Raw genomic sequence first — 25,834 nt, 5'->3', positions numbered from 1 at the left:
GAACCACATTTGCGGCAACAGCTTGCGCCGACCGCGTTGGGTTCGCTCCGCGTCGTCGTCGCGCCCCTCGGCGAGCGGCCGGCCCGCGGTCGACCGACCCCCATCCCGAGCGGAGGGCCGTTGGGGGTCGCCCCGGCCGGATCCGAGGGGAACGGCCGTCCGGACCCGGACGGAACGGGCTCGGTGCGCTGCCGTTGAAGGCGGCCAATTCGACGCAACTGCTTTTCCTACAATACAGAACAAAATGACCGCTTGGGTTCGTTTCGGGAAGCGTCGCCTGCCGCGATCCTCGAGGTTGACGGCTCAGACGGGGGAGCAAGGAGACAGGACTCGGGGGGCAGGAGGAGAGAAAACAGAAAACAGAAAACAGAAAACAGAGGACGGAACGCAGACAAAGATGCCACCAAGAGTCGATGGACAACTTGCCAAGGAACGGATCGGGAGGCTCGTCGGGGCCGGGCCCCCTCTGAGAGGATCGCCGGGAGGGCGGGGGCGGGTCCCGGAAATCTCCCGAGGAGCGGAGGGGCCGGTGCGGGTGCTGGCCCGGGTGGGACCGGGGTCGTATGATGCGGCCTCGAACCGATCGCGTTGCCCCAGGGAGCCATCACCATGCAATCTCGATTGATCGCATTGACCGTCGGTCTGGCCCTCGCTCTGTCCTCCTTCGGCAGCCTGATGGCCCAGGAGGGGGGCTCGGGCCTGTCTCGGGAGCAGATCGAGCAGGGGTGGATCCGGCTGTTCGACGGGGAGTCGACGTTCGGCTGGACGGTCGAGGCGGAGGATCGGGAGGAGGCCGTCTCGGTGGCCGAGGGGGTGATGACGATCGTCGGGCCGGCGACGTTGCGGACCACGACCGAATTCGGCGACGCCACGCTCCGGGTCGAGGGGGAGGCGGACGGCTCCGGGGCCCTGGTGGGGTTCGGCCGGGACGAGGGGGCGAGCGGGCTGGGGAGGCTGAGCGGGCTCGGCTCGGTGGAGATCACGATGCGGAGCAACGGCCGCTCCCCGGCCCTTATTTCTGTCGACGGCGGGAACACGCTCCGGGTGCGTCGGGTCGAGCTGCTCCCCGAAGGGATGACGCCGATCTTCAACGGCAAGGACCTCTCCGGCTGGAACGTGCTGGAGGGGGGCGAGTCGGTCTACTCGGTCACTGCCGAGGGATCGCTCCATGTCCAGAACGGGCGGGGAGACATCCAGACGGAGGGGCAGTACGACGACTTCATCCTCCAGCTCGACGTCTTCTCCAACGGCGAGCACCTGAACAGCGGCATCTTCTTCCGGGCCATCCCCGGGCAGTTCTGGAGCGGGTACGAGTCTCAGATCCGCAACGAGTACGAGGGGGACGACCGGACGAAGCCGGTCGACTACGGCACCGGCGCCATCTACCGCCGCCAGGCCGCTCGGAGGATCGTGGCCGACGACTTCGAGTGGTTCACCAAGACGATCGTCGCCCACGACAATCACTTCGCCGTCTGGGTCGACGGGTATCAGGTGACCGACTGGACCGACGACCGCCCGGCCGCCGACAACGGCCGCAACGGCTACAAGGCCGCGCCGGGCGTCATCAGCATCCAGGGGCACGACCCGACCACCGACCTGAGCTTCCGGAACATCCGGATCGCCGAGCTGCCGGGGGACTGAGCCGGGATGGCTTCGGTGACGGACCTCGGGGCGGGGCTGGCCGAGGTCGGGGCGCTCCCAGCATCGGAGGGCTTCCGGCCGGGGGCCGACACGGCCCGGGCCAGCCCGGCCCGGGCACTCGCCGAGCGTGTTGGTCCTCAAGAGAGCGACCGAGGGCATCCCCTTCCCCCGGCCTTGCTCCGCCGGGGGGCGGCCCGGGAGCGGGTCAGGTGCTGTTGAGCGCCGGAGCCGGCGCGGCGACAATGATCGGGACCGACCGGCGGGAGGAGCCGGAGCACGAGGGGAGCGAGCCGATGAGCGGGGCGTCCTGGGCGCGGATCGGGGCGATCGTGGGAGCAGTGGCGGTGATCGCCGGCACCTTCGGGGCGCACGGGCTGAAGGGCAAGGTGGAGCCGGCCGACCTGGAGACGTTCGAGGTCGGCGTGCGGTACCAGATGGACCACGCGATCGCCCTGATCGCCGTCGGCCTGCTGGCGATGCGGGTCGGCCCGACTCGGGGGCTGTCGGCGGCCGGCTGGCTGTTCCTGATCGGCGCGATCGTCTTCCCCGGCAGCCTGTACCTGCTGGTGCTCGCTGGCGGCACGGCCGACTGGCTGGGGATGATCGCTCCGATCGGAGGCTCGGCGTTCATCGCCGGCTGGTTCGTGCTGGCCTCCAGCCTCCGAACCGATCGGGGCCGATCGCCGTCCGATTCCGGGGCGATGGCCGGCGCCGGCGCCTGGGCCGGGCAAGAGCGGCGGGAGGGATGACGGCCGGCCCCGGCGAGGGGCATGATGGATGGTGGTCGGCCGAGGGCTGATGCCGGAGGCCGCCGGAGTCCGGGAGGCGAGCGAACGCTCGGGGGCTCCCCGCGACGGGGCCAGGGGCCCGGATCCCGGGCCGACTCCGCCGTCGCGATCGCCCCCCCAGCACCGGATAGCGGTGAGCCGCCGTCCCGGCGCCGCGTCGAGGAGCCCGATCTCATGGGAGCCACATGCACACTTATATTGTGACCGTGACCGCCGCCGACCGCGTGGGGATCATCCACGCGGTCACCGGGGCGATCTCGGAGCAGGGCGGGACGATCAAGGAGTTGAGCCAGACGGTGCTCCGCGGCTACTTCACGATCATCCTGGCCGTGGAGTTCGACGGGCCTCGCGACCCGAAGGGCCTGCGCGAGGCGGTGCACACCCGGGGGGAGCGGTTCGACCTGAACGTCGCGGTCATCCCCGACGAGGGGAGGCACGTCGACCCGGTTCCCGGCGGCGAGCGGTTCATCCTCACGGTGCTGGGCCAGGACCGGCCGGGGACCATCCACCGGATCGCCGGCAGCCTGGCCAGACGAGGGGTGAACATCGTCGACCTGCACGCGAGGACCGAGGGTCCGCGCTTCAGCCTGGTGATGGAAGCGTACCTGCCCCCCGAGCTGGGGCCGGCCGAGCTTCGAGGAGAGCTGGAGCAGTTTGGCGCCGAGCTGGGCATGGAGGTTTACCTCCAGCACGAGAACATCTTCCTGGCCACCAACGAGCCGCGCCCCGTCCGGGTCGGCTCGGCCCGAAACCCCGAGGGGAGCGACGTCGTTGTACCGCACTGAGGACGTGCTGGCCACGCTGGGGATGGTCCGGCAGCACAAGCTCGACGTCCGCACCGTGACGATGGGCATTGATTTGCAGAGCTGCGCCGCTCCCGACGTGGCCACGCTGTGCGACCGCGTCCGCCACCGCCTGCTGCACTTCGCCGGCCGCCTGCGCGAGGTCTGCCAGGAGGTGCAGGGGCGCTACGGCATCCCGATCGTCAACCGTCGGATCGCCGTCAGCCCGATCGCCTCGGTGGCGGCCGGGCACGACACCGAGGGGCTCGTCGCCGTCGCCCGCACGCTCGACGCCACAGCGGCCGAGGTGGGCGTCGACCTCGTTGGGGGCTTCACCGCCCAGGTGCAGAAGGGGTGGACCGAGGCCGAGAAGCGGCTGATCGAGGCGCTGCCGGTGGTGCTCTCGACCACTCGTCGCGTCTGCTCGTCGGTGAACGTCGGCACGACCGCCGCCGGCATCAACATGGACGCCATCGCCCTGCTCGGCCGAGTGCTGGTTGACACCGCCGAGCGGACCCGGGCCAGCGACGGCTTCGGCTGCGCCAAGCTCGTCATCTTCGGCAACGCCCCCACCGACAACCCGTTCATGGCCGGCGCCTTCCACGGCGCCGGCGAGCCGGACTGCGTCATCAACATCGGCGTCAGCGGCCCCGGCGTGGTGAAGGCCGCCGTCGAGGACCTCGTCCGCAACGCGAAGGTCCGGCCCACGCTGGGGGAAATCGCCGAGGAGATCAAGAGCACGGCCTTCCGCGTCACCCGGGTCGGCGAGCTGATCGGCCGAGAGGTCGCCTCTCGGCTCGGCGTCGCCTTTGGGATCGTGGATCTCTCCCTGGCGCCGACGCCCCAGGTGGGGGACTCCGTCGGCGAGATCCTCCAGGCGATGGGCGTCGAACGCCTCGGCGCCCCCGGCTCGACCGCCGCGCTGGCGCTGCTCAACGACGCGGTGAAGAAGGGGGGCTCGTTCGCCAGTTCCAGCGTCGGCGGCCTCTCGGGAGCCTTCGTCGCCGTGAGCGAGGACGCGGCGCTGGCCCAGGCGGTCGCCTGCGGGGACCTGACGCTGGCGAAGCTGGAGGCGATGACGGCGGTTTGCTCCGTCGGCCTGGACATGATCGCCGTGCCCGGCGACACCGACCCGGAGACGCTCGCGGCACTGATCGCCGACGAGGTCGCCATCGGCGTGATCAACCACAAGACCACCGCCGTCCGCATCATCCCCGTGCCCGGCAAGGCCGCCGGCGAGCGAGCCGTCTTCGGCGGCCTCTTCGGCGAGATGGACATCCTCCCCATCCACGCCGCCGGCGGCAGCACCGCCTTCGTCCGCCACGGCGGCCGGATCCCGGCGCCGCTGTCCAGCCTCCGCAACTGAGCCCGATCCGGCTGGGGCGGCCAGGATCGTTCGACCCCAGTTCCGGAAGGCTCCCGAGGCTGGGGACGTGTCGACCCCGTCGAACGCTTGAAGTGATCTCTGCCTGAAGTGATCTCTGCTCTTTGATTTCTGTGTATCACTAGCGGCTCGCCCGCCGGTGGTACCGGATCGGGTCCTTGGGAGGGAGGGGAGCGTCGCCGTCTCGTCTCGGAGGGGAATCCCCCGCGATGGCCGGGGTTGGGGTGGACGGATGCATCCGCCTTGGGGAAGATCGGGCCCAGGGAGGGAGGACCGGGCCGATGGCAGCGACCGCGCCGAGTTCGGGATCAGGGCCAGGACTAGGACCAGGATCGGAACCGGGAGCGGGACGATGCCCCGGCCGGGTGGTGGGGGTCGATCCGGGGCTGGGGGTGACGGGGTACGCGGTGATCGAGCCGGCGCCGAGGGCGGCCTCGGGGCTGATCGGGCCGCCGCCGCTGGTGATCGAGGCCGGGGTGATCCGGGCCAGGAGGGGAGGCTCGCTCGGCGATCGGCTGGACGCGATCTATCGCGGCGTGATCGAGGTGCTTGACCTCTTCCCGCCCTCGGCGCTGGCGCTGGAGCAGGTCCACAGCCGCACCAAGCATCCCCGGACCGCCATCCTGATGGCCCATGCTCGGGGGGTGATCGTCCTGGCCGCGGCCCGTCGCGGCGTGCCCGTGGTCGGCTACGCCGCCTCCCGGATCAAGAAGACCCTCACCGGCCACGGCCGAGCCCCCAAGGAGCAGATGCAGCACGCCATCCGCACCGAGCTGGGGCTGGATCGCCTCCCCGAGCCCCACGACGTGGCCGACGCCTGCGCCGTGGCCCTCTGCCACTTCCAGATCGAGCGCAACCGGGGAGGCCTGCTGCCGTGACCGGGGCCGTCTCCCGACGGTCTTCCGGGATGGTCGCAGGCGGCGGACCTCGGCGGAAACGGTCCGCCAGGGACGGAAGGCCCCGTCTCCTGGGAGCGAGAGCTCAGGGAACCGAGAGCTCAGAGGTCAGAGGTCAGAGGTCAGAGGTCAGAGGTCAGAGAACGAGGGAGTGATGCCCCGGCGACCGTCACGATCGCTCGACCGAAACGGCCAACGCCGTCGGTCAGCGCAAGGGCCATCGCCGGCGGTCAGCGCAAGGGCCAACGCCGGCGGTCAGCGCAAGGGCCATCGCCGGCGGTCAGCGCAAGGGCCATCGCCGGCGGTCAGCGCGAGGGCAAACGCCGGCGGTCAGCGCAAGGGCAAACGCCGGCGGTCAGCGCAAGGGCCGGGAATGGGGATGCCGTCGGCCTCCCCGGCTGGGGAGTTCGCGATCGCCGGGCGGAGGCGAGTGATCGGGAGTTCCCTCCCGCCGCCCTCCCTTGCCGATCGCCCCGAGATGGGGGACAATCGCGTGCAGTCATCCTGGAGATCGCCGATGGCGGATCCTTCGAACCCCGGGGAGGCCCGAGGATCCGCCACCGAAAGAATCCGGGATCACGCCTTCCCTTCGGCCCGGTCGAGCGGACGCGACTCATGCGAAGGCCCCGGATCATCGCCCCTTCTCCCGCCCTGAAGGCGGCCTCGCTGTTGCTGCTGGTCATCACCCTCGGCACCGGGGGAAGGGCCCAGGACGTCGGCGGCCCGGTCGTCGGGTCGAGGGGCTCGAAGGTCTACCACGAGCCGGGGTGCCGGTCGGCCGAGCGGCTCTCGCCGGAGAATCGCATCCCGTTCGCGACCCCCGGCGCGGCCGAGGCGAACGGCTTCCGCGCCTGCAAGACCTGCAAGCCGAACCAGGCGATCCGGATGATCTCCCTCTTCCAGCCCTCGCCGGCCGGCCCGTCCTCGAGGCAGGAGAAGGACGACGCGCCGACGTTCTCCGCCGACGTCGCCCCGGTGCTCGTGGCCAACTGCCTGCGCTGCCACAACGAGCGCGACCGCCGAGGCGATCTCGACATGAGTACCTTCCGCTCGCTCATGACCGGGACCGACGCCGGCCCGGTCATCTCTCCGAGCGACCCGGAAAGCAGCGAGCTGCTGCTGCGCATCAAGGGGGAGAGCACGCCGAAGATGCCCCCCGGCAACACGGACCTCGCCGGGGAGACGATCGCGAGGATCGAGGCCTGGATCGCCGCCGGTGCCCGACTCGACGCCGGCGCCAACCCGAACGCCCCGCTGGCCGAGGTGGCCGTCTCTCCCGAGGAGCTCCGGAACGCCGCCCTCGCCCGGCTCTCGAAACAGGAGCGGCGCGATCGGCTCGTCGAGGAGGCCCAGCGCCGATGGGCCCAGGCCGGCGCCCCGGGCGAACCGACCCTGACCGCCGGGGATCGCGTCCTGCTTTTTGGCACCCTCCCCGAAGCCCGAGCCTCCCGGGCCGTCACGCTGCTCGACCAGGCGATCCCCGCCGTGCGATCGCTGCTCTCCCGGCCCGGGAAGCCGGCGCTGGGGAGCCCGATGGAGATCAGTGCCTACGTCTTCACCGACCGCAACCACTACGCCGAGTTCGTCCGCACCGTTGCCCGCCAGGAACCGATGGCCGGGGAGCAGGCCCGCGCCGACCTCTCCGGCGAGGCCCCGTATCTCGCCGCGCTCGACCCGATGCTCGGCCAGGAGGCCACCGAGGCCGCCTCCTCCGGGGCCTCCCGGAGTCTGGAAGGGCTGCTCGTCGAGCAGCTCGGGGCCGGGGCGGTGACCGCCACCGACTCGAACGCGCCGAGGTGGCTGGCCCTGGGATACGGGGCGCTCCTCGCCGCGAAGGTCGAACCCCGAGGGGCCGAGGTCGCCCGCCTCCGCGCCGCGACCCTGCGGGCGGCGCAGCTCGGCTGGACGACCAAGGCGAACGAGGCGCTCGGCGACGTGCTGGATCCGGAAGAGACCCGAGCCCTCGGCTTCAGCCTCCTCGAATGGCTCTCGGCGGCCAACCCCAGGGCGGTCGGCCCGTTCGTCCGAGGCATGCTCGGCGGCCGGGAGCGGCTCGACGAGGGGATCCTCCAGCTGTTCGGCGCCAGCCGGGAGCAGTTCCTCACCGCCTGGGGCCAGTGGGTCTCCTCCCGATACGCCCGAGGACGCTGATCCGATGCCCGAACCCGAACCCGAACCCGCTCCCCCGAGTCGCCCGACCGACGCCGACCCGTACTTCATCCCCACCGGCTCCGGCACCCGCCACGCCCTGTTCCCGGGGGTCGACCTCTGCGTGACCGCCGGCCGGGGGCTGATGATCTCGGTCGTCGAGTTCCAGCCCGGCGGCGTCGTCCCCGAGCACTCCCACCCTCACGAGCAGATGGGCTACCTCGTCTCCGGCCTTCTGGAGTTCACCGTCGGCGGCCAGACCCGCCTGCTGGAGCCGGGGGACCGCTGGCGGATCCCCGGAGGCGTGCCGCACCGCGTCGTCGCCGTCGGCGGGCCCGCCGTCGCGCTGGACGTCTTCCACCCCATCCGGGAGGACTACCTCCTCGATCCCCGGCCCTGCGCCGGCTGCGGCACGATCCTCGACGGGTCGGCCCCGTCCTGCTGGTCCTGCGGCGCCGCCGTCGCCAGCGGCGGCCCGAGTTCGGCCGACTCGGGAGTCGGATGATCGCCCGGGGGTGCCGGTGCCCCTCGTCGAGCCGAGATCAGGGCTCGTCGCCGAGCCTTCGGATCGCGCGCCGGAGGTTCTCCCGGGCCGATTCCTCGAAGCGATCGACGAACGAACGGCCGGCAAGCCCCAAGCCTAATTGATTCTATACATTTTTGCGTAAATACTAATAAAAGTGCCTGAGCCAGGCCGGGCCCTGGTCGGCCGCCTCCAGCGTCCAGAAGCGTTCCGCCCCGGGGCTGGCCAGGCCGAGGGCGTGGAGGCAACGCAGGTCGCGACCGGGGTCGAACAGGGGCGATCGGCTCCCCAGAGCGGCGGTCAGGATCAGCGGGAGACCGTACCGAGGTCGAGCTCGACCCGATCGGTCTTGCGGAAGAGCAGCAGGATGGGGAGGGTCGTCTCAATGGCGCTGGTGACGATGAAGTTCAAGGCGATCATCTGCGACGGTGTTCCGTTGCTCGAGACGCGGAGCAGCAGTCATGGTCGCGGGGTCCTCGGAACCGGGGGTTCCGCCGGGTCCTTGGGCGCCGAGGCCGGGAGCGAGGCCCCGACCTCCGGCGCCCGTTGGGATCACGGATTCAACGTCTCGTCAATCGCCTCGCCGGCTTCCTCGGCGGGGCCGGCGGGGTCAAGGGCGTCGCCCACGTCCTGCGCGGCGTTGTCCAGGTTCTCGCCGACCTGCTCGGCCGGCCCCTGAGACTCGCAGCCGGCAAACACGGCGAGCGCGCCGACGAGGGGGACGAGCCGGGCGAATTCGAGCCATCGGGCCACGGGGATCGCTCCCATTGCATCGGAGGAGGGCGGCCGGGCCGGCGACGGGGCCGGCCCGGTTGATCGCGCCAGGAATCCGAGCGGTGATGAAGCAATCGCCGTGCCGAAGATCGGGCTCAGAAGGTCCGGTCGACCGCCTCGGCCACGCGGCGGCACTCGGCCATCATGCGGGCGAAGGCCTCGGGGGTGATCGTCTGGGCGCCGTCGCTCATGGCGTGCTCGGGGTCGTCGTGCACCTCGACCATCAGGCCGTCGGCGCCGGCGGCGATCGCGGCCCGGGCCATGGGGGGGACGAGCGGGGCCTTGCCGGTGCCGTGCGACGGGTCGACGACCACCGGCAGGTGGCTCTTGGCCTGCAGGTAGGGGACCGAGGCCAGCGGCAGGGTGAACCTCGTGTGCTCCTCAAACGTGCGGACGCCGCGCTCGCAGAGAATCACCTGATCATTGCCGCGATCAAGAATGTATTCGGCCGCCAGCAGGAATTCGTCCATCGTGGCGCTCATGCCGCGTTTCAGGAACGCCGGCTTGCCGGAGTCTCCCACGGCGGTGAGCAACTGGTAGTTCTGCATGTTCCGGGCGCCGATCTGGAGCACGTCGGCGTACTCGGCCACCACCGGCACGTGCTCCGGCGCCATCACCTCGGTGACGATCGCCAGGCCCGTCTCGGCCCGGGCCGTGGCCAGCATCTTCAGGCCCTCGACCTTGTGCCCCTGGAAGCTGTATGGGCTGGTCCTCGGCTTGTACGCCCCCCCCCGGAGGCCGGTGGCCCCCAGGGCCTTCAGCTTGATCGCGAGGGAGACGATCTGCTCCTCGCTCTCCACCGAGCAGGGGCCGGCGATCACGCCGATGGCCTTGCCGCCGATCTCCAGCGACCGGGCGCGCACGACCGTCCGCTCCTTCTTCAGCTCCGACGACGCCCGCTTGTACGGCGCCATGATCGGCAGCACTTTCTCCACCCCCGGGGCTGGCTCCAGCGTCTCGACCAGCCCCGGCCGCTCCTCGCCGATGGCGGCGATCACGGTCTGGTGCTGCCCCACGATCACCTGCGGCTGAAGGCCCAGTGCGCTGATATGATCGCGCACATGTTCGATCTGGTCTTGGGTCGCTTCCGGCTTCATCACAACAATCACGACGATCCGCCCTCGCTCGGGGGTTGCTCCTGCCGCCCGCCGCTCCACCGCGGCCGGCGATGATTCAGGATGAGAGTCGTCCGCTGGTTGATGGTTGATGGCTGATGGCCGATGCCTGACGGCGAGTGACTGAAGGAAGAGGGGAACCAGGTCAAGGATCGTTGGCGAGCTCGTCATGGAACCCCGAGGTCCGGGACTCGGATCCGGCGGGGTCGCTTGCGGCAGTTCGCCGTGGGGCGCCCCGACGGGCCGGCGAACCAACGAAAAAAGCCCCGGGACCTTCGCAGGTCCCGGGGCTTGGGTGGTTCTTCGGCTCGACAAGCGGTCGAGTTAAGTTCCGAGAGATGCCCGGCGACCTGCGGCCGTCCGCCCGGTAAACGAGCGGCCCCACCAATACCCGAAGGTAAAGGAGAAGGAGAAGCGGCCAAGGGTCGCGGCGGGCCGATCCAACGCTTCGGCTCCAGGAGTCAGGACAAGGCGATTCGGGTCGGGATGCCCAGCATCCTAATCGAACCGAGGTGGCGATCTCAAGCGAGAACCGGAGAAACAACCTCGGGAAAAAGCGGCACGGGCCCGGCGCCCCGGGCCCGGCCATCCCGCCGCGTTGAACGGCGAGACTCAGGGTGCGGCTGCCCGACGGGCAACCCGTCGGCTGCCGTTAGGCGAGCCGCCTCTGGTTGTCGCTGCTACACACAGGATCACCTCCTTTCCACTTGGACTCCCCTGAGGTCCGCCGGAGTCCAGCCTCGGACGGTTCAGGGCTCTGGTCCTGCCGCGCCACGTTCACGCGGCCCGAAGGGGGTCGACCCCGTGTGTCACCACCTCGGGTCGACAGGGGAACTATAGCCGGGGGGGAACCCCGAATCAACCGGCCCCGATCCTCCCCTCGGCCCCTCGTCGATGGCGACGGGCCGGCGACCGGCCCGGACGAGGACGACCGGGGCCGTCATCAGGGGGAGGGGGAGGGGCCCTCGGCCCGGCCTTCCCCGGTCGGGAGGGCGCGACTCGGCTCCCCCTCGATCTCCGACAGCACCGCCCGGCCCCGTCGGGCCAACGCCTCGATCCTCGGGTCGGGGTCGGCGCTCAGCCCGTCGATCGCCGCTCGGTATCCCGCGATCACCTGATCTCGGCCCGCGTTGAACCGGTCCCAGACCGGCCCCCCGGCGGCCAGATCCGCCGCGATGCTCTGCAAGTTATGCAGCTTGTCGGCCAGGACGATCGCCCGGGCCTCCATCGGAGCCGACCGCAGCGCCTCCAGGTGGTCCCGCTTGCGGTCGGCCCAGGGGCGAGGGTTCCCCTGGGGGTCGCGCTTCTGTTCCGAGCAATGCCCAACCAGCTCCGCCACCCGGTCGCCGAACCGCTCGCGGACCTGGTCGAGCGAGGCGTCGGTGTCCTCCACCGCGTCGTGCAGCAGGGCGGCGATGACGACGTCCTCGTCGAACCCGAGGCGGTCGAGGATCAGGGCGACCGCCATCGGGTGCTGGACGTAGGGGACCGGGCTCGCCTTGCGCCGCTGGCCGTCGTGCCAGAGGGCCGCCGAGCGCAGCGCCAGGTCGAGCCGGGGGGACAGCAATTCCCCGCCCCCCTGCTTTTGGCTCGAGGGGCGTTCCATCTCAGGACACCGCCCGCCGGGAGACATCCAGGTGCCGGGCGATCCGCCGGGCGACCTCCGCCCGGTGGCTCAGGAAGGCGAGGTGGCCGGCCCCCTCGATCTGGGCGAACCGCCCCGGGGCGATCGCCCGGGCCAGCGCCTCCTGCCGGTCGGGAGGGACGACCACGTCCTTCGAGCCGGCCAGGACCAGGGTCGGCGCGTCGACCCGCCAGAGCCGGTCGGTCGCGTCAAACGCCTCCAGGGCCCGCAGGCGGTCGACCATCACCCCCTGGTCCGTCTCCCAGCAGCGTCGGACGACGAAGTCGGGCAGCGGGCCGGGCTCGGGCCGGCCGCCGTGCAGCACGTTGAAGAACTGGTTGATGAACGGGCTGTCTCCCGGGATCGGGAACCGCTCCAGGACCCGACGCGCCAGGGTCGCCGCCCAGCGGCGGCCGAACTGGGCCTCGGCCCCGGACAGCACGAGCCGGGCGAACCGGGCCGGGGCCTCCACCGCCATCTCCAGCGCCACCGCCCCGCCGAACGACACCCCCACCAGCCCCGGCCGCTCCAGGCCCAGGCGGTCGATCACCGCCAGGAGCGAGTTCGCCTCATCCGCCACGCCCACCCCCGCACACCGGGGGAGCAGCGCCCCGTCCCCCGACAGCCCGATCAGGTGGACCTCATGCCGATTCGCCAGCCGACGGGCCAGCGGCACCAGCAGCTTCCATCCCCCCGCCAGCCCCGGTACCAGGACGATCGGCTCCCCCCGGCCGAGCCGCACGACCTCATGCGATCCCCCCGAACCCTCGACCCGCCACCGGGTCATCGGGCTCCACTCGGTCTCCCAGGTCGAAACCGACCGCCATTTCTCCGATCGTCGCATGGAACCCACCGTCAAGGAGAGACCGGATTGCCTGGCTCGACCTCATCCCACCGCCAGGCGAGACGCCTCTCTCATCGCACCTTCGATGCCTTTTCTCGCCCATCGCGAAAACAAGATCGTCACCCGGAAACTCAGCCGCGACCCGCCCGCTCGATTCGCTAGCGATCTTCGGCGCCGAGACGATCCGCTCCGGAAACCCGGCGTGATTCCGTGGCCGCTCGCCGAGAAACCCGACCACAACCCATTTCACAATCACGCCTTGAAGCCAAGAATGCCCATTTTCTCCAGAATCTCCTGTATCGCTAGGATCTCTGAAACCCTCCAACTCTTCAGTCTCACAAAGGACGAGCGGGGTCGTGCGCGGAGCTTGGCGATCGGCGCCGAGAACGCGACCTGCCGGGGAACCGTTGCGTTTCGGCGCCGATTCGTTAACGTAACAAGGCAACGAACGCGCCCCCGCCGCCATGGAGTCGTTCCTTGTGAGTCCCAAGGTCCCTGCTTCCGTGCGAACACCTGGGTCGGATCGGTCGATGTCAGCCGGCTGGCTTCCCCCCATCTCGCACCGATCGGCGGTGATCGGGGGGACGGTGGGCGTGCTGCTGTACTCGATCGCGGTGATGTGGGTGGTGGCGACCTCGGGGGACGTCGGGATTCGGTGCGTCTTCGGGACGGCCCAGAAGGAAGCGATCAGCGACCGATACACCTGGTTCTCCCCTGGGGGCGGCCCCGAGGCGAGGCTGGTTCCCGGGGTGGGGGACCGGCTGACCCGGATCGCCTCGGCCGACGGCGCCTGGAGCTTCGATCTGAGGGAGGGGGACTACACGGCGGTCATCCGGGCGCAGCGGGAGATCGCCCATTCCGAGGACGGCCGCTTGCTGTCCGTCTCCTGGGTGCCTCAGGGAGCGCCGGAGGGTTCGGAGCCGATCCGGGCCTTGGCCAGGGTCCAGCGGCGGCCGGTGGCGACCTACGTCTGGTCGTTCGTCTGGCTGGCGCTGGAGCTGGTGCTCTTCGGCATTGGGCTGGTCGTTTCCTGGAGGAGGCCGAACGACCGAGCGGCCCGGGTCTTCTTTTGGCTCTGTGTGGTGACCGTCGGCGCCTACATGGGCGGGTACCACTGGTCGGAGATCGTCATCAACCGGCCGCTGATCTTCGCCTTCCCGGCGATGGCGATGCTGGTGCCGATCGTGACCCTGCACTTCTACCTGGTGTTTCCCCGGCCGAACCCGCTGATGCTGCTGCATCGCCGACGGGTGCTGGCCGGGCTCTACGGGGTGCCGGCGGCCTGCCTGGTGGTGCTCTGGGCGACGATGATGTGGCTGTCGATCACCTCCCCGGCGGGGGGGGCGGCCCCGATGCCTTCCGACGAGGCGGCCCGGAGGATGGCGGCGCAGGGGGTCATCAAGTGGGTGGCCCTGGGCTACGTGGCCTATTCGGTCGTGATCTTCGCCCTCTGCATCGCCTCGCTGATCTTTAGCGACCGCCGGGCCCGCAACCGGGCCGAGCGGAACCAGGTGCGCTGGATCCTCCTGGCGTCGATCGTCTCCTCCGCCCTGATCGCCTACCTGCTGCTGCTGACGGTCGAGGACACCGCGGTGCTCGGCGTCGACAGCGCCGCTTGGCCCATGTACCTTGTCTCGCTGCTGTACACCTCGGCCTACGCGGTCAGCATCACGCGGTACAAGCTGATGCAGGCCGAGGAGATCTTCAACCGGAGCGTCCGCTACCTGCTGGTGAGCGTCGGCCTGGGGCTGCTCTATTCGCTCCTGCTGGTGGTGGGAGCGTTCGCGGCGCTGATTACCCTGCAGGACGACCAGACCTCGCGAGAGGCGACCGTCGTCACGGTCACGGCGCTGGTCTGCCTGGTGCTCTCGGGAGCCGTCCGGCGTCGGTTCGAGCAGGCGATCGACCGCCGCTTCTTCCGAGAGAAGTACAAGTTCGACCAGGCGATGAGGAAGATGAGCCAGGCGGTGGACCGTCTGGTCGACCGCGGCACGCTCGGCCGTCGGCTGCTGGAGGCGGCGGCCGAGGTCCTGGGGCTGGACTGGGGGACGATCTACCTTCGGGAGGCCCCCGGTCGGCCGCTCTCGGTCGTGGCCAGCCTCGGGCCGGAGCCGGACCAGGCGAAGCTCCCCGAGGACAGCCCAATCGTCCGCCGCCTCCGCAGCCGCCCCACCATCCGCCTGCCGGGCTCGATGTCCCGGTCCTCGCACGACCCGGTCGCCGACGCTCTGATCGCCCTGGGCGGCGAGGTCGCGGCGGCCCTGTCGTCCGACGGCGACCTGGCCGGCGTGCTCGTGCTCGGCCCGAAGCGCAACGGCATGCCCTACGACGACGAGGAGCTGGTCTTCCTCGCCGCGCTGGCCTCGGTCGCCGTGCTGGCGATCCACTCGGCGTCGATCCACCGCACCCTGGAGGAGCTGAACCGGGAGCTGCGCGACAAGGTCGAGAAGATCGCCGAGCAGCAGCGCCGCATCCTCGTGCTCCAGGACCAGTTGATGGGAGGCCACGGCTCCTCCGCCTCCCCGGCTTCGGGCGCGGCCGCCGGCTCCGGGAGCGAGGCCGGTGCCCGCGTCGACGATCCCTCCCGGCTGGTTGGCCCACCGGCCCCCTCGACCGACCCCGAGGCGCTGGAGCGGATCCGGGGATCGAGCCCCCCCATGAGGCGGGTGCTCGACACCGTCCGCAAGGCCGCCGCGAGCCCCTCGGCCGTCCTGATCCTGGGAGAGAGCGGCACGGGCAAGGAATTGCTCGCCGAGGCGATCCATGCCGCCAGCCCCCGGGCGTCTCGGCCGTTCGTGAAGGTCCACTGCGCGGCGCTGGCGCCGGGGCTGCTGGAGTCGGAGCTGTTCGGCCACGTCAGGGGGGCCTTCACCGGCGCCGACCGCGACCGGGTCGGCCGCTTCCAGCAGGCCGACGGCGGGACCCTGCTGCTCGACGAGATCGGCGACGTGAGCCCCGAGGTCCAGACGAAGCTCCTCCGGGTGCTCCAGACGAAGACCTTCGAGCGGGTCGGCTCCTCGCAGCCGATCACCGTCGACGTCCGGATCGTGGCCGCCACCCACCGAGACCTGCCCGCGATGATCCGGGCCGGCCGGTTCCGAGAGGACCTGTACTACCGCCTCAACGTCATCAGCATCGTCGCCCCCCCGCTCCGAGATCGCCGGGAAGACATCTTCGAGCTCGCCGTCACCTTCCTCCGCCGCTACTCCGAGCGCTCGGGCAAGCCGATCTCCCGGCTCGAGGACGACGCCATCGAGGCCCTCACCGCCTACCACTGGCCCGGCAACGTCCGAGAACTTGAGAACGTCATCGAGCGAGCCGTCGTCCTCGCCGAGGGCTCCTCAATCTCCCGGGCCGACCTCCCCGCCGAGCTTTCCTCGCCTCGACTCCGCCGCCTTCCGTCCTCCTCCCGATCCCGCCGAGGGCGACCGAAGCGCCCCGTCCCCCCCTCCGGCTGGGACTCCCCTCCGATCGCCTCCTCCGACTCCGACCTCGACCTCGACACCTTCGAGCGCCACCAGCTCCGAGACGCCCTGACGGAAGCCCGAGGCAACAAGAGCGAGGCCGCCCGGCTGCTCGGCCTGCCCCGCAGCACCCTTGTCAGCAAGCTAAAGAAGCACGGGCTGATGACAATCGAAGACGGCCAGGAATCCTGAGCCCGCCCCAGGCCGAGCGATCGGGAGGGGGACCAGGCCGCTCGGGAGGGGTCCAAGGGGGCATCGGCAGAGCCGGCCCGCCCCGATGATCGCCCGAACCGCGGCCGGCTCGGAGCGGGCGGCCGGTCGTCATCGACCGGATCCAAGGCGACTCGACCGGGTCGGCTCGAGTCGGCCCGGCTCAGCGGCCGGCCTCCTCGATGACCTCCTCGGCGACGTAGATTGGGGCGTCGACGGTCACGGCCACGGCGATGGCGTCGCTGGGGCGGCTGTCGACCTCGATCAGCTCGCCGTCGTGGCGGATGCGGAGCTGGGCGAAGTAGGTGTGGTCGCGGAGATCATTGATGTAGATATCCTGAATCTCGCCGCCGAGCTGCTCGACGGCCTTGGCCAGCAGGTCGTGCGTCAGCGGTCGGGGAGGAACGATCCCCCGGACGCGGCGGTCGATGCTCGTCGCCTCGAAGAGGCCGATGACGATCGGGAAGGTCCGGTCGCCGCCGACCTCCTTCAGGTAGATGATCTGCTGCTCGCCGGTCTCGCTGATGATGATGCGCGACAGCGCCATCTGGACGGCCACGGCAAGTGCCCCGTCTGGCCAGCGCGGGTGGGCCGGGCCGACTCGGGCCCGGGGCCGCCGCGGTATCCATTCCGTTCTCGGTTCGATGATACGGGGGCTCCCCCCGGCCGGTCAACGAGCCCGGAGCAGGGGAGGGCTGGCGGGAGCCGCCGGGGCGGGAAGGTCGGCCGGAACGGGGGCCCATCGATCAGCCCCCCAGCTCGGCCAGGCGGGAGGAGACGGCGGCAAGCTGCGCCTCCAGCTCGGCCAGTCGGGCGCGTTGCTGCTGGACAACCTCGGCCGGGGCCCGCGCGACGAACGAGGCGTTGCCCAGCTTCGAGCGGACGCCGCCGAGCTGCTTCTCCAGGTCGGCCCTGGACTTCGACAGCTTGGCGATCTCCGCCTTCGGGTCGATCAGCCCGGCCAGCGGCAGCACGATCTCGGCGTCGGCCAGCACGGCGACGGCGCTCTCCGCCGGGCGGTCGGCCGAGGGGACGACGGACACCGAGCCGGCCCCGACGAGGGCTCGGATGGACGATGCTCCCCGAGCCAATGCCTCGGCGGCGCGGCCCTGGGCGATGAGGATGGGCTCGATCTTCGCGTCCCTGGGCACGTCGCGCTCGGCTCGGAGGTTCCGCAAAGCGGCGACCTTCTCTTGCCACTGGGCCACGTCGAACTCGGCCTCGGGGTCGTTCCAGGAGTCGGGGTACGAGGGCCAGGGGGCGATGCAGACGCTCTCGGCGGCCTCGGTCGGCTCGGGCAGGCCTCGGGCCTTCGCCACGCTGCCCATCGCCTGCCAGACCGACTCGGTGACGAACGGCATGACCGGGTGCAGCAGGCGGCAGAGGCCGTCGAGGACCGTGGCCAGCACGCGCTGGGCGACGGCCTTCGTCTCGTCGTCTCGGAGGCGGGCCTTGATGAACTCGACGTACCAGTCGCAGAACTCGTTCCAGGTGAAGTCGCGCAGCCCCCGGGCGAGGTCGGCGAAGCGGAAGTGCTCCAGGTCGGCGGTGCTCTCGGCGGAGACGCGGCGGAGGAGGCTGAGGATCCAGCGGTCCTCGACCGCCAGCTCGTCGGGGGAGACGGGGCCGGGGGTGTAGCCTTCCAGGTTTATCAGGGCGAACCGGGCAGCGTTCCAGAACTTGTTGGGGAAGGTGCGCCCTTCCTCGAACTTCTTCGAGGTGTTGACGAACTGCTCCTTCGGCAGATCCTTCGCGAGATCGGCCGGGACGAACTCGATCGGCTGGCCGGGGGCCTTCCGAGTGGCGATGCGGCCCTGGTCGTCGGTCACGCGCTCGACCGGCATCCGGAGGTCCTGGGTCTCCGTCGCCGAGGAGGCGAGGGTGAACCGAAGGGCGTCGGCGCCGTAGGTCTCGATGATGTCGACCGGGTCGATGCCGTTGCCGGCGGTCTTGGACATCCGCTTGCCGTCGCCGTCCTGGATCACCGAATGGATGTAGACGTCCCGGAACGGCACGTCTCCCATGTTGAACTGGCCGAAGATGACCATGCGGGCGACCCAGAGCGTGATGATGTCTCGGGCGGTCGACAGGACGCTCGTCGGGTAGTACTTCTTCAGCTCCGGTGTCGGCTCGGGCCAGCCGAGGGTGGAGTGCGGCCAGAGGGCGGAGCTGAACCAGGTGTCGAGAACGTCGGGGTCGCGGCGGAGGCCGAGCCGGTCGGAGTGCCCTTGGATGAGCTGGTCGTCCAGGGCGCAGACGAGCCAGCCGCCGCCTTCGGCCGGGGCCCAGGAGACGCCCTCGGCGCCGGAGAGGGCGGCCTCCAGGGCGTCGAGTTCGCCGTCGAAGTACCAGATCGGGATCTGGTGGCCCCACCACAGTTGCCGGCTGATGCACCAGTCGCGCTTCTCGCCGAGCCAGTCGAGGTAGCTCTTGGCGTAGCGCTCGGGGTGGATCCGCACGCGACCGGAGGTGACCGCGTCCATCGCCTGCTGAGCGAAGCCGGGAGAGCCGTCGGGGTCGTCTCCCATGCGGACGAACCACTGGTCGGAGAGATACGGCTCGATCACCGTCTTGGAGCGGTCGGAGTAGCCGACGCGGTTGGTGTAGGGCTCGGTCTTGACCAGCAGTCCTTGCGCCTCCAGGTCGGCGACGACGCGCTTGCGGACCTCCCGGCGGTCGAGGCCGGCGTAGGGGCCGGCGTTCTCGTTGAAGGTGCCGTCGGGGTTCAGGAGGTTGATCTGGGGAAGGTGGTGACGCAGGCCGGTCTGGTAGTCGTTCGGGTCGTGGGCGGGCGTGACCTTGACGCAGCCGGTGCCAAACTTCGGGTCGACGAGGATGGCGTCGGCGATGACCGGGATTTCTCGGCCGAGCAGCGGTAGGGTGACGGTCTTGCCGATCAGGTGCTGGTAGCGGTCGTCTTCCGGGTGGACGGCGACGGCGGTATCCCCCAGCATCGTCTCGGGGCGGGTGGTGGAGACAAGCAGGGCCTCGGACTCCGACCCGGTGACGGGGTAGCGGATGGTCCAGAGGAGGCCCTCGGTGTCCTTGTACTCGATCTCGTCGTCGGCGACGGCGGTGCGGAGCTGGGTGTCCCAGTTGACCAGCCGCTTGCCTCGGAAGATCTTGCCGGCCTGGAAGAGGTTGAAGAAGGTGTGCCGGACGGCCCGAGAGCAGCCCTCGTCGAGGGTGAACCGGGTGCGGGACCAGTCGCAGGAGCAGCCCATCAGGCGGAGCTGCCCCAGGATACGGGCCTCGTACTCGTCCTTCCAGGCCCAGATGCGCTGGACCAGGGCCTCTCGGCCGATGTCGTGGCGGGTCTTCCTCTCCTCGGTAAAGAGGCGCTTCTCGACGACGGCCTGGGTGGCGATGCCGGCGTGGTCGGTGCCGGGCATCCAGAGGGTGTCAAACCCCTGCATCCGTCGCCATCGGATGAGGACGTCCTGCAACGTGTTGTTCAGGGCATGGCCGAGGTGCAGGGCTCCGGTGACGTTCGGCGGGGGGATGACGATGGTGTAGGGGGTCGCGTCCCGGCTCGGGTCGGCCCGGAAGTAGCCGCGATCGACCCAGACGGGGTACCAGCGCTCCTGGGCGTCCCGGGGGTCGTACTGCTTGGGGAGGTGCTCGGCGATGCTCATGGACGGGCCGTCGGTTCCAGGGTTCGGCCGGTCGGTCGGTCTCGAGGGGACCGGACGCCGGCCGGCGGGTCCGGCACGCCGGTCGGTGCGCTGCCGACGCGCCGGGAGGGTTCTCGGGAAGTCGTTTACTGGAAAGAAGATCGGTGCTGCCGTGGTCCGGTGATTGGGTTCGTTCCGCGCCAAGGCCCCCGGGGACGATTCCGGACGGTCCCGATCATCGGGGAGGCGATCCGACTCGGGTCGTTTCGGGGTCGGTGCGCCGAGGGTGCGCCCGCGGAACGCCGGGAGCGCAAGGCCGTAACCTGTTCTCTGATGCTAGGTTCCGTCTGTTGACCTGAGCCGGGCATGGGTTCGTTCCGCGCCGAGGGTGACGGCACGGGAGGAGACTCCGGTCGCGTCCTCGCGGTTCGACGCGCTCCCGAGGAGGGGGAGGGGCCGGCGGCCGGTCGGGGCGCACGGGGACCTCACCCGTTCGGGACGGGTTTCACCATAGTATCGGATCGGAAGCCAGGTCGAGTGCGATTTTGGGGTTCTTCCGGAGGGAGCGGCCGAGGAGGAGGCCGACGGCGGACCTGCTGGCCTCCGCTGGAGTTGCGTTGCAAGGCCTTCGGGGGGGAGGGCCGAGGCCCGACGGCCGGCCGGCCTCGGGTGGCCTCGGGACGGATCGAGGGGATGTCGGGGATCGGGTCTGAGACCGGCCGGGAACGCCCGGCCAGGGCGCCGGGTTCTCCTCGGGGGTGTCCCGGGGATCGCATCGATCCCCCCCGAGCGAGACACGAGACGGGCCCTCGCGTAAGATGGGAGCAACCAGTCTGGCCGAGAGCCCGATGCGAGCGCCTGATGATGGATCTCGACTTCCGGCGCGATCCGAGCATTCTGAGCACCATCGTCGACGCGATGGCCGATGGGGTTTTCACCGTCGACGCCTCGGGCCGGATCGTGGCGTGGAGCCAGGGGGCGGAGCGGATCACCGGCTATGCGAGCGAGGAGGTCGTCGGCCGGTCGTGCCGGCTGTTCGAGGGGCCGCACTGCAAGGGGTTCTCGACGCTGACCGAGCTGCTGGCCGGGGGGTGCGCCGCGACCGCCGGCACCTGCCACCAGGAGTGCAAGCTCTTGGCGAAGGACGGCCGCGAGGTCACCATCCACGGCACGGTCCGACTGATCCTGGAGGGGGACGGCTCGGTCGCCGGGGCCGTCTGCAACTTCTTCGACCTGACGCCGTTCATCCAGGCCAACGAGCGGATCGCCCTGCTGGAGGAGCAGGCCCGGAACCGGGACGCCTTCGGCCGGCTCGTCGGGGCCAGCCCGCCGATGCAGGAGGTCTTCCGCCGCATCCGGCTGGCGGCGCACAGCGACGTGACGGTCTTCGTCAGCGGAGAGTCGGGCACCGGCAAGGAGCTGGCCGCCGGGGCGATCCACTCGCTCAGCGCCCGCAAGGACGGGCCGTTCCTGGCGGTCAACTGCTCGGCCATCCCGGAGTCGCTGCTGGAGTCGGAGCTGTTCGGCCACGTCAAGGGGGCCTTCACCGGCGCCGACCGAGACAAGATCGGCCTCTTCCAGGCCGCCGACGGCGGCACGCTGTTTTTGGACGAGATTGGAGACGTCTCGCCGCTGTTGCAACTGAAGCTGCTCCGCGTGCTGCAGGAGCGCGAGGTCCAGCGCGTCGGCGACCCGTCCCCGATCAAGGTGAACGTCCGCCTCATCACCGCCACCAACCGGGACCTCAAGGAGCTGGTCGCCAGCGGCTCGTTCCGGGAAGACTTCTACTACCGCGTCCACGTCTTCGAGATCCGGCTGCCCCCCCTCCGGGAGCGTCGGGAGGACATCCCGCTGCTGGCCCGACACGTCATCAACCAGCTCTCCCGAGAATACGGGCACCCGGTCCAGGGGATCGCCCGAGACGCCCTCCAGGCCCTGATGCACCACGACTGGCCCGGGAACGTCCGGGAACTGCGCAACGCCCTGGAGCACGCCTTCGTCACCGTCTCCGGCCCGACGATCTCCCTGCTCGACCTCCCCGTCGAGCTTCGCCAGCGCCACCGGGCCTCCCTTCCGCCCGATCCCAATCGCCCCTGCCCCTCCCCCGGGGACCAGGTCGAGCGCCGACGCATCCTCGAGGCCCTGGAGCAGACCGGCGGCAACCGCACCGAGGCCGCCCGACGGCTCGGCTACAGCCGCGTCACCCTCTGGAAGAAGATGCGCAAGCTCGCCATCGACGAGGAGGCGGTGCGGGGGTTAGCGCGCTAACTTAACGCCTTAACACCCGGGCGTTAACACGGAGGGGACCGCGGCGGGGACGGCGCGGGGGGGGGGATCAATCGTTCTTCTTGCGTTGCTTGAGGTTGCGCGAACTCGAACGCCAAGGAATCGGCAGCGGCCCGGCCCTTGCACTGGCAGACGATCGTGCCGGACCCCGGCGAAGCGATCGGCCCGGAACACCAGCAGGCGCCCGGCCTCCCCGGGCGTCGTTGCGGAGGGTAGGTCCTATGAAGATCGAGCAGTATTACCTTGGCTGCCTGGCGCACGCCTCGTACCTGATCGCCGACGAGCGGACGAAGACCGCCGCGGTGGTCGACCCGCAACGCGACATCGACCCGTACCTCCGGGACGCCGAGGCCAACGGCTGGACGATCAAGTACGTTTTTCTCACCCACTTCCACGCGGATTTCCTCGCCGGCCACATCGAGCTGCGCGACCGCACCGGGGCGCACATCTATCTCGGCGCTCGAGCCGAGGCGGAGTACGACTTCACGCCGGTCAAGGACGGCGACGTGGTCGAGTTCGGCGACGTCCGCCTGCGGATCCTGGAGACTCCCGGCCACACCCCCGAGGGGATCTCGATCCTCGTCTTCGACCTGGCCCAGAGCGACACCCGCCCCCTCGCCGTGCTCACGGGGGACACCCTGTTCATTGGCGACGTCGGCCGCCCGGATCTCCTCGCCTCGATCGGCGTGACGGCCGACGAGCTGGCCGAGATGCTGTACGACTCGATCACCAACAAGCTCCTGACGCTGCCCGACGAGACGCTCGTCTACCCGGCCCACGGCGCCGGCTCGCTCTGCGGCAAGCAGCTGAGCACCGAGCGCGTCTCCACCATCGGCGAACAGAAGAAGTATAATTATGCTCTCCAGCCGATGAGCAAGGAGGCGTTCATCAAGATGGTCGAGGTCGACCAGCCCGACGCCCCGGATTACTTCGTCCACGACGCGATCCTCAACCGCAAGGAGCGTCCCGCGCTGGACGAGGCGATGCGGAAGGCCCTCCTGCCGCTGTCGCTGGACGAGTTCCTGGCGAGGCAGGCCGAGGGCGCCCAGGTGCTCGACGTCCGAGAGGCGATCGACTTCGAGGCCGCGCACCTGGCCGGCGCGATCAACATCGGCTTGAAGGGGCAGTACGCCACCTGGTGCGGGACGGTGCTCCGCCACGACCGGCCGATCCTCGTCATCGCCGACCCCGGGGACGAGGAGGAGGCGATCATGCGACTGGGCCGCATTGGGTTCGACAATGCCGCCGGCTTCCTGAAGGACGGGATGCGGGCGCTGGAGGGGAGAGGGGAGCTGCTCCGCTCGACGCCGAGGATCACGGCCCCAGCGCTGGCGGAGCGGCTCGGCCGGCCCGGGGCGCCGGCGGTGCTCGATGTGCGCTCCGCGAAGGAGCGCGAGGCCGGCCGGATCGAGGGCTCGGTCCACATCCCGCTGAATCACCTGGAGCAGCGCCTCGGCGAGGTGCCCGCGGGTCCCCTGGTGGTGCACTGCCAGGGGGGGTACCGCTCGGCGATCGCGGCCAGCCTGTTGCAGAAGCACGGCCGAGACGACGTCACCGACCTCGTCGGGGGCTACAAGGCCTGGGCCGCCTGGCACACCCCGGCGGCGGCAGGTTCAAACTGAATGACTCCGAGGATCCCAGGTGATCAACTCGACCGGGTCCGGGCCCTGGCCGTCCGGCCCCGGCCCCACCCGATGCGGAGATGGGATCGACTCATGAGCGAGAATGCGAACTCCGCCGAGTCGCCGACGGCGTCTCCGTTTGAGGCGTCCCGGGCCGATCTTTTGGACCGGCTGCTCGACCGCCTCGAGCACATCGACCGGGTCGCCTCGCGTCTGGAGCGCCTGGCCGACGAGGCCCCCCCGCTGATGGCCACGGCCGTCGATGCCCTTGACGACTCGTGTCGCCGCCTGGCCGAGTCGACCGGCGCCGGGGCCGATGAGCGGCTCGGCCGCGTGCTCCGGCTGCTCGAACGGCTTACCGACAACGACACCTCCCGGGCGCTGGACGCCCTGCTCGACCGGATCGACCGGATCGAGCCGCTGCTGGAGCGACTCGACCAGCTCCCCGGCCTGCTTGCCGTGCTGGTCGACGCGCTGGACGAGTCCGCCGGCCGGCTCGCCAGGCAGGGGATCGACGTCGAGGTTTCCTTGCGCCAGGGGGTGCACGCGCTGCTCTGGCTGGGCCAGCGGATCCGGGAACCCGAGCTGGAGCGGCTGGGGATCCTGCTGCGTTCCGACGTGCTCGAGCCGCACGCGCTGGCGGTCGTGGGCAAGACCGGCCGCGCCCTGGCCGCCTGCCACGAGGGCGCCTGCGACGGCGCGACCCTGGAGCAGGTCGGCCCGATCGGCCTGCTCCGCGCCCTGGGCGACCCCGACGTCCGCCGCAGCCTCGCCTTCGCCGTCCAGGTTGGCAAGCGATTCGGCCAGAGCCTCTCCGCCCCCGACGCTCCCGGCGACGGCCGATGACCGGAGGCCGAATCGAGTTCCCCTACCCAGGAGACCGATCCGTGGAACGCCGCCATCAGGTTCTCATTGTTGGCGGCGGGACGGCCGGGATCACCGTGGCCGCCCGCCTGCTGAACCGCGACCCGGGGCTCGACGTGGCGATCGTCGAGCCGTCGGAGCGGCACTATTACCAACCGCTCTGGACCCTCGTCGGCGGCGGCATCTACCGGCCGGAGGACTCGGAGCGCGACGAGGCCGACCTCATCCCCGCCGGCGCGTCCTGGATCAAGGACGCCGTCACCGAATTCGACCCCGAGGCCAACCGACTCAGGACGCGAGACGGCCGGACCCTCGGCTACGACTTCCTCGTCGTCGCCCCCGGCCTGAAGCTCGACTGGGAGAAGGTCAAGGGGCTCCGGGACGCTGTCGGGCATGATGGCGTATGCAGCAATTACGCCATTTCGACGGTCGCCAGCACTTGGGAAACGATCCGGAACTTCCGGGGAGGGACCGCGATCTTCACGCAGCCTTCTGGGGCCGTGAAGTGCGGCGGAGCCCCCCAGAAGATCATGTACCTCGCCGACGAGGCCTTCCGGCGCAACGGCGTGCGGGACCGCTCCCGCATCGTCTTCGCCTCGGCCACCGGTCGGATTTTCGCCGTCGAGCCGTATGCCAGCGCGCTGGAAAAGGTGGTTGCCCGCAAGGGGATCGAGACCCGCTTCCAGCACGAGCTCACGGAGCTTCGCCCCGCGTCGAAGGAAGCCGTCTTCCGTAAGGTCGATTCGGGAGACGAAGCGGTTCTCCGATATGACATGATCCACGTGACCCCTCCCATGGGCGCCCCCGACTTCGTTGCCCGGAGCCCGCTGGCCAACGCCGAGGGATGGGTTGACGTTGACATGCACACACTCCGACACGTTCGCTACCCGAATGTCTTCGGCCTGGGAGACGCTTCGAGCTTGCCGACTTCGAAGACCGGCGCCGCCATTCGGAAGCAGGCGCCGACGGTGGTGGAGAATGTGCTGGCCGCACTGCGGCATGAGGCCCCCTCGGCCCGCTACGACGGCTACACGTCCTGCCCGGTTGTCACCGGCTACAACAGCCTGATCCTGGCCGAGTTTGACTACGACAAGAAGCCGGCCGAGACGTTTCCGTTCGACCAGTCTCACAGGGAGTCTAGAAAGTGAGTTTCCTGACCAGCCGTCGGGCCATGAGGTGGATCATCGCCAGCTTGACGAACGCCTCGCTGCTGGCCGTCGTCCCCTCGTAGTCCTTGCTCAACCGGCGGCTCCGC

18 protein-coding genes and 1 pseudogene are annotated in these 25,834 nt (G+C 70.3%); 12 read left to right on the top strand and 7 right to left on the bottom strand.

What is annotated here, in order from left to right; genetic code table 11:
- The first annotated feature begins 609 nt into the window (after positions 1–609).
- The 7 genes from TsocGM_RS18295 (at position 610) to TsocGM_RS18265 (ending at position 8,144) form a co-directional block, all read left to right on the top strand.
- Positions 610–1,641, top strand: coding sequence for a 3-keto-disaccharide hydrolase (locus TsocGM_RS18295; RefSeq protein WP_126726907.1), 1,032 nt, complete (start codon positions 610–612; stop codon positions 1,639–1,641).
- A 209-nt stretch (positions 1,642–1,850) separates the two neighbouring features.
- Positions 1,851–2,390, top strand: coding sequence for a DUF423 domain-containing protein (locus TsocGM_RS18290; RefSeq protein WP_233579016.1), 540 nt, complete (start codon positions 1,851–1,853; stop codon positions 2,388–2,390).
- 224 nt (positions 2,391–2,614) lie between these two features.
- Positions 2,615–3,214, top strand: a complete 600-nt coding sequence (locus TsocGM_RS18285) for a glycine cleavage system protein R (protein WP_126726906.1) — start codon at positions 2,615–2,617, stop codon at positions 3,212–3,214.
- On the top strand, positions 3,201–4,577 hold the full coding sequence (locus TsocGM_RS18280) for a PFL family protein (protein ID WP_126726905.1): 1,377 nt from the start codon (positions 3,201–3,203) through the stop codon (positions 4,575–4,577). The genes TsocGM_RS18285 and TsocGM_RS18280 overlap by 14 nt, the downstream gene beginning before the upstream one ends.
- 386 nt (positions 4,578–4,963) lie before the next feature.
- Positions 4,964–5,473, top strand: a complete 510-nt coding sequence (locus tag TsocGM_RS18275; protein ID WP_391732768.1) for a crossover junction endodeoxyribonuclease RuvC — start codon at positions 4,964–4,966, stop codon at positions 5,471–5,473.
- 633 nt (positions 5,474–6,106) lie between these two features.
- On the top strand, positions 6,107–7,642 hold the full coding sequence (locus tag TsocGM_RS18270) for a c-type cytochrome domain-containing protein (RefSeq protein ID WP_126726903.1): 1,536 nt from the start codon (positions 6,107–6,109) through the stop codon (positions 7,640–7,642).
- A 4-nt stretch (positions 7,643–7,646) separates the two neighbouring features.
- On the top strand, positions 7,647–8,144 hold the full coding sequence (locus tag TsocGM_RS18265) for a cupin domain-containing protein (protein ID WP_126726902.1): 498 nt from the start codon (positions 7,647–7,649) through the stop codon (positions 8,142–8,144).
- A gap of 570 nt (positions 8,145–8,714) precedes the next feature.
- Here TsocGM_RS18265 and TsocGM_RS18260 read toward each other — a convergent pair.
- The 4 genes from TsocGM_RS18260 to TsocGM_RS18245 all read right to left on the bottom strand — a co-directional run bounded on the left by TsocGM_RS18260 (position 8,715) and on the right by TsocGM_RS18245 (position 12,462).
- Positions 8,715–8,915: a hypothetical protein gene (locus TsocGM_RS18260; RefSeq protein ID WP_233579014.1), complete on the bottom strand. Its 201-nt coding sequence runs from the start codon at positions 8,913–8,915 to the stop codon at positions 8,715–8,717.
- Between the two features lie 116 nt (positions 8,916–9,031).
- The gene (gene aroF, locus TsocGM_RS18255) at positions 9,032–10,045 is read right to left on the bottom strand and encodes a 3-deoxy-7-phosphoheptulonate synthase (RefSeq protein ID WP_126726900.1); all 1,014 of its coding nucleotides are present in this window, start codon (positions 10,043–10,045) and stop codon (positions 9,032–9,034) included.
- A 949-nt stretch (positions 10,046–10,994) separates the two neighbouring features.
- Complete coding sequence (locus TsocGM_RS18250; RefSeq protein ID WP_126726899.1) at positions 10,995–11,657, bottom strand: HD domain-containing protein; 663 nt, start codon at positions 11,655–11,657, stop codon at positions 10,995–10,997.
- A 1-nt stretch (position 11,658) separates the two neighbouring features.
- Positions 11,659–12,462, bottom strand: a complete 804-nt coding sequence (locus tag TsocGM_RS18245; RefSeq protein ID WP_233579013.1) for an alpha/beta fold hydrolase — start codon at positions 12,460–12,462, stop codon at positions 11,659–11,661.
- Positions 12,463–13,049: 587 nt separating this feature from the next.
- On the opposite strand from TsocGM_RS18245, the gene TsocGM_RS18240 reads away from it, so the two are divergent.
- Positions 13,050–16,175: a sigma 54-interacting transcriptional regulator gene (locus tag TsocGM_RS18240; protein WP_233579012.1), complete on the top strand. Its 3,126-nt coding sequence runs from the start codon at positions 13,050–13,052 to the stop codon at positions 16,173–16,175.
- Positions 16,176–16,356: 181 nt separating this feature from the next.
- On the opposite strand, the gene TsocGM_RS18235 is transcribed toward TsocGM_RS18240, so the two are convergent.
- Positions 16,357–16,740: a bifunctional nuclease family protein gene (locus TsocGM_RS18235; RefSeq protein ID WP_126726936.1), complete on the bottom strand. Its 384-nt coding sequence runs from the start codon at positions 16,738–16,740 to the stop codon at positions 16,357–16,359.
- A 199-nt stretch (positions 16,741–16,939) separates the two neighbouring features.
- Positions 16,940–19,828 carry a valine--tRNA ligase gene (locus TsocGM_RS18230; RefSeq protein ID WP_126726897.1) on the bottom strand — a complete coding sequence of 963 codons (2,889 nt, stop codon included), beginning with the start codon at positions 19,826–19,828 and terminating at the stop codon, positions 16,940–16,942.
- Positions 19,829–20,668: 840 nt separating this feature from the next.
- On the opposite strand from TsocGM_RS18230, the gene TsocGM_RS18225 reads away from it, so the two are divergent.
- From TsocGM_RS18225 to TsocGM_RS18210, 4 genes are all read left to right on the top strand, one after another.
- Positions 20,669–22,075 carry a sigma-54 interaction domain-containing protein gene (locus TsocGM_RS18225; protein WP_158633622.1) on the top strand — a complete coding sequence of 469 codons (1,407 nt, stop codon included), beginning with the start codon at positions 20,669–20,671 and terminating at the stop codon, positions 22,073–22,075.
- 239 nt (positions 22,076–22,314) lie between these two features.
- Positions 22,315–23,715: an MBL fold metallo-hydrolase gene (locus TsocGM_RS18220; protein WP_126726895.1), complete on the top strand. Its 1,401-nt coding sequence runs from the start codon at positions 22,315–22,317 to the stop codon at positions 23,713–23,715.
- A 93-nt stretch (positions 23,716–23,808) separates the two neighbouring features.
- Entirely contained in the window at positions 23,809–24,561 is a 753-nt protein-coding gene (locus TsocGM_RS18215) for a DUF1641 domain-containing protein (protein WP_158633621.1), read from the top strand.
- A 41-nt stretch (positions 24,562–24,602) separates the two neighbouring features.
- Positions 24,603–25,727, top strand: coding sequence for an NAD(P)/FAD-dependent oxidoreductase (locus TsocGM_RS18210; RefSeq protein ID WP_199756824.1), 1,125 nt, complete (start codon positions 24,603–24,605; stop codon positions 25,725–25,727).
- Here the strand turns inward: TsocGM_RS18210 and TsocGM_RS18205 are convergent.
- A pseudogene (locus tag TsocGM_RS18205) lies at positions 25,717–25,834 on the bottom strand (IS5/IS1182 family transposase); the annotation flags it as partial. The gene TsocGM_RS18210 and the pseudogene TsocGM_RS18205 overlap by 11 nt on opposite strands.

Source organism: Tautonia sociabilis (assembly GCF_003977685.1).
In the GTDB taxonomy this organism is placed as follows: domain Bacteria; phylum Planctomycetota; class Planctomycetia; order Isosphaerales; family Isosphaeraceae; genus Tautonia; species Tautonia sociabilis.
The sequence above is the reverse complement of the archived record's forward strand: the minus strand, read 5'-3'. Positions and strand labels throughout refer to the sequence as shown.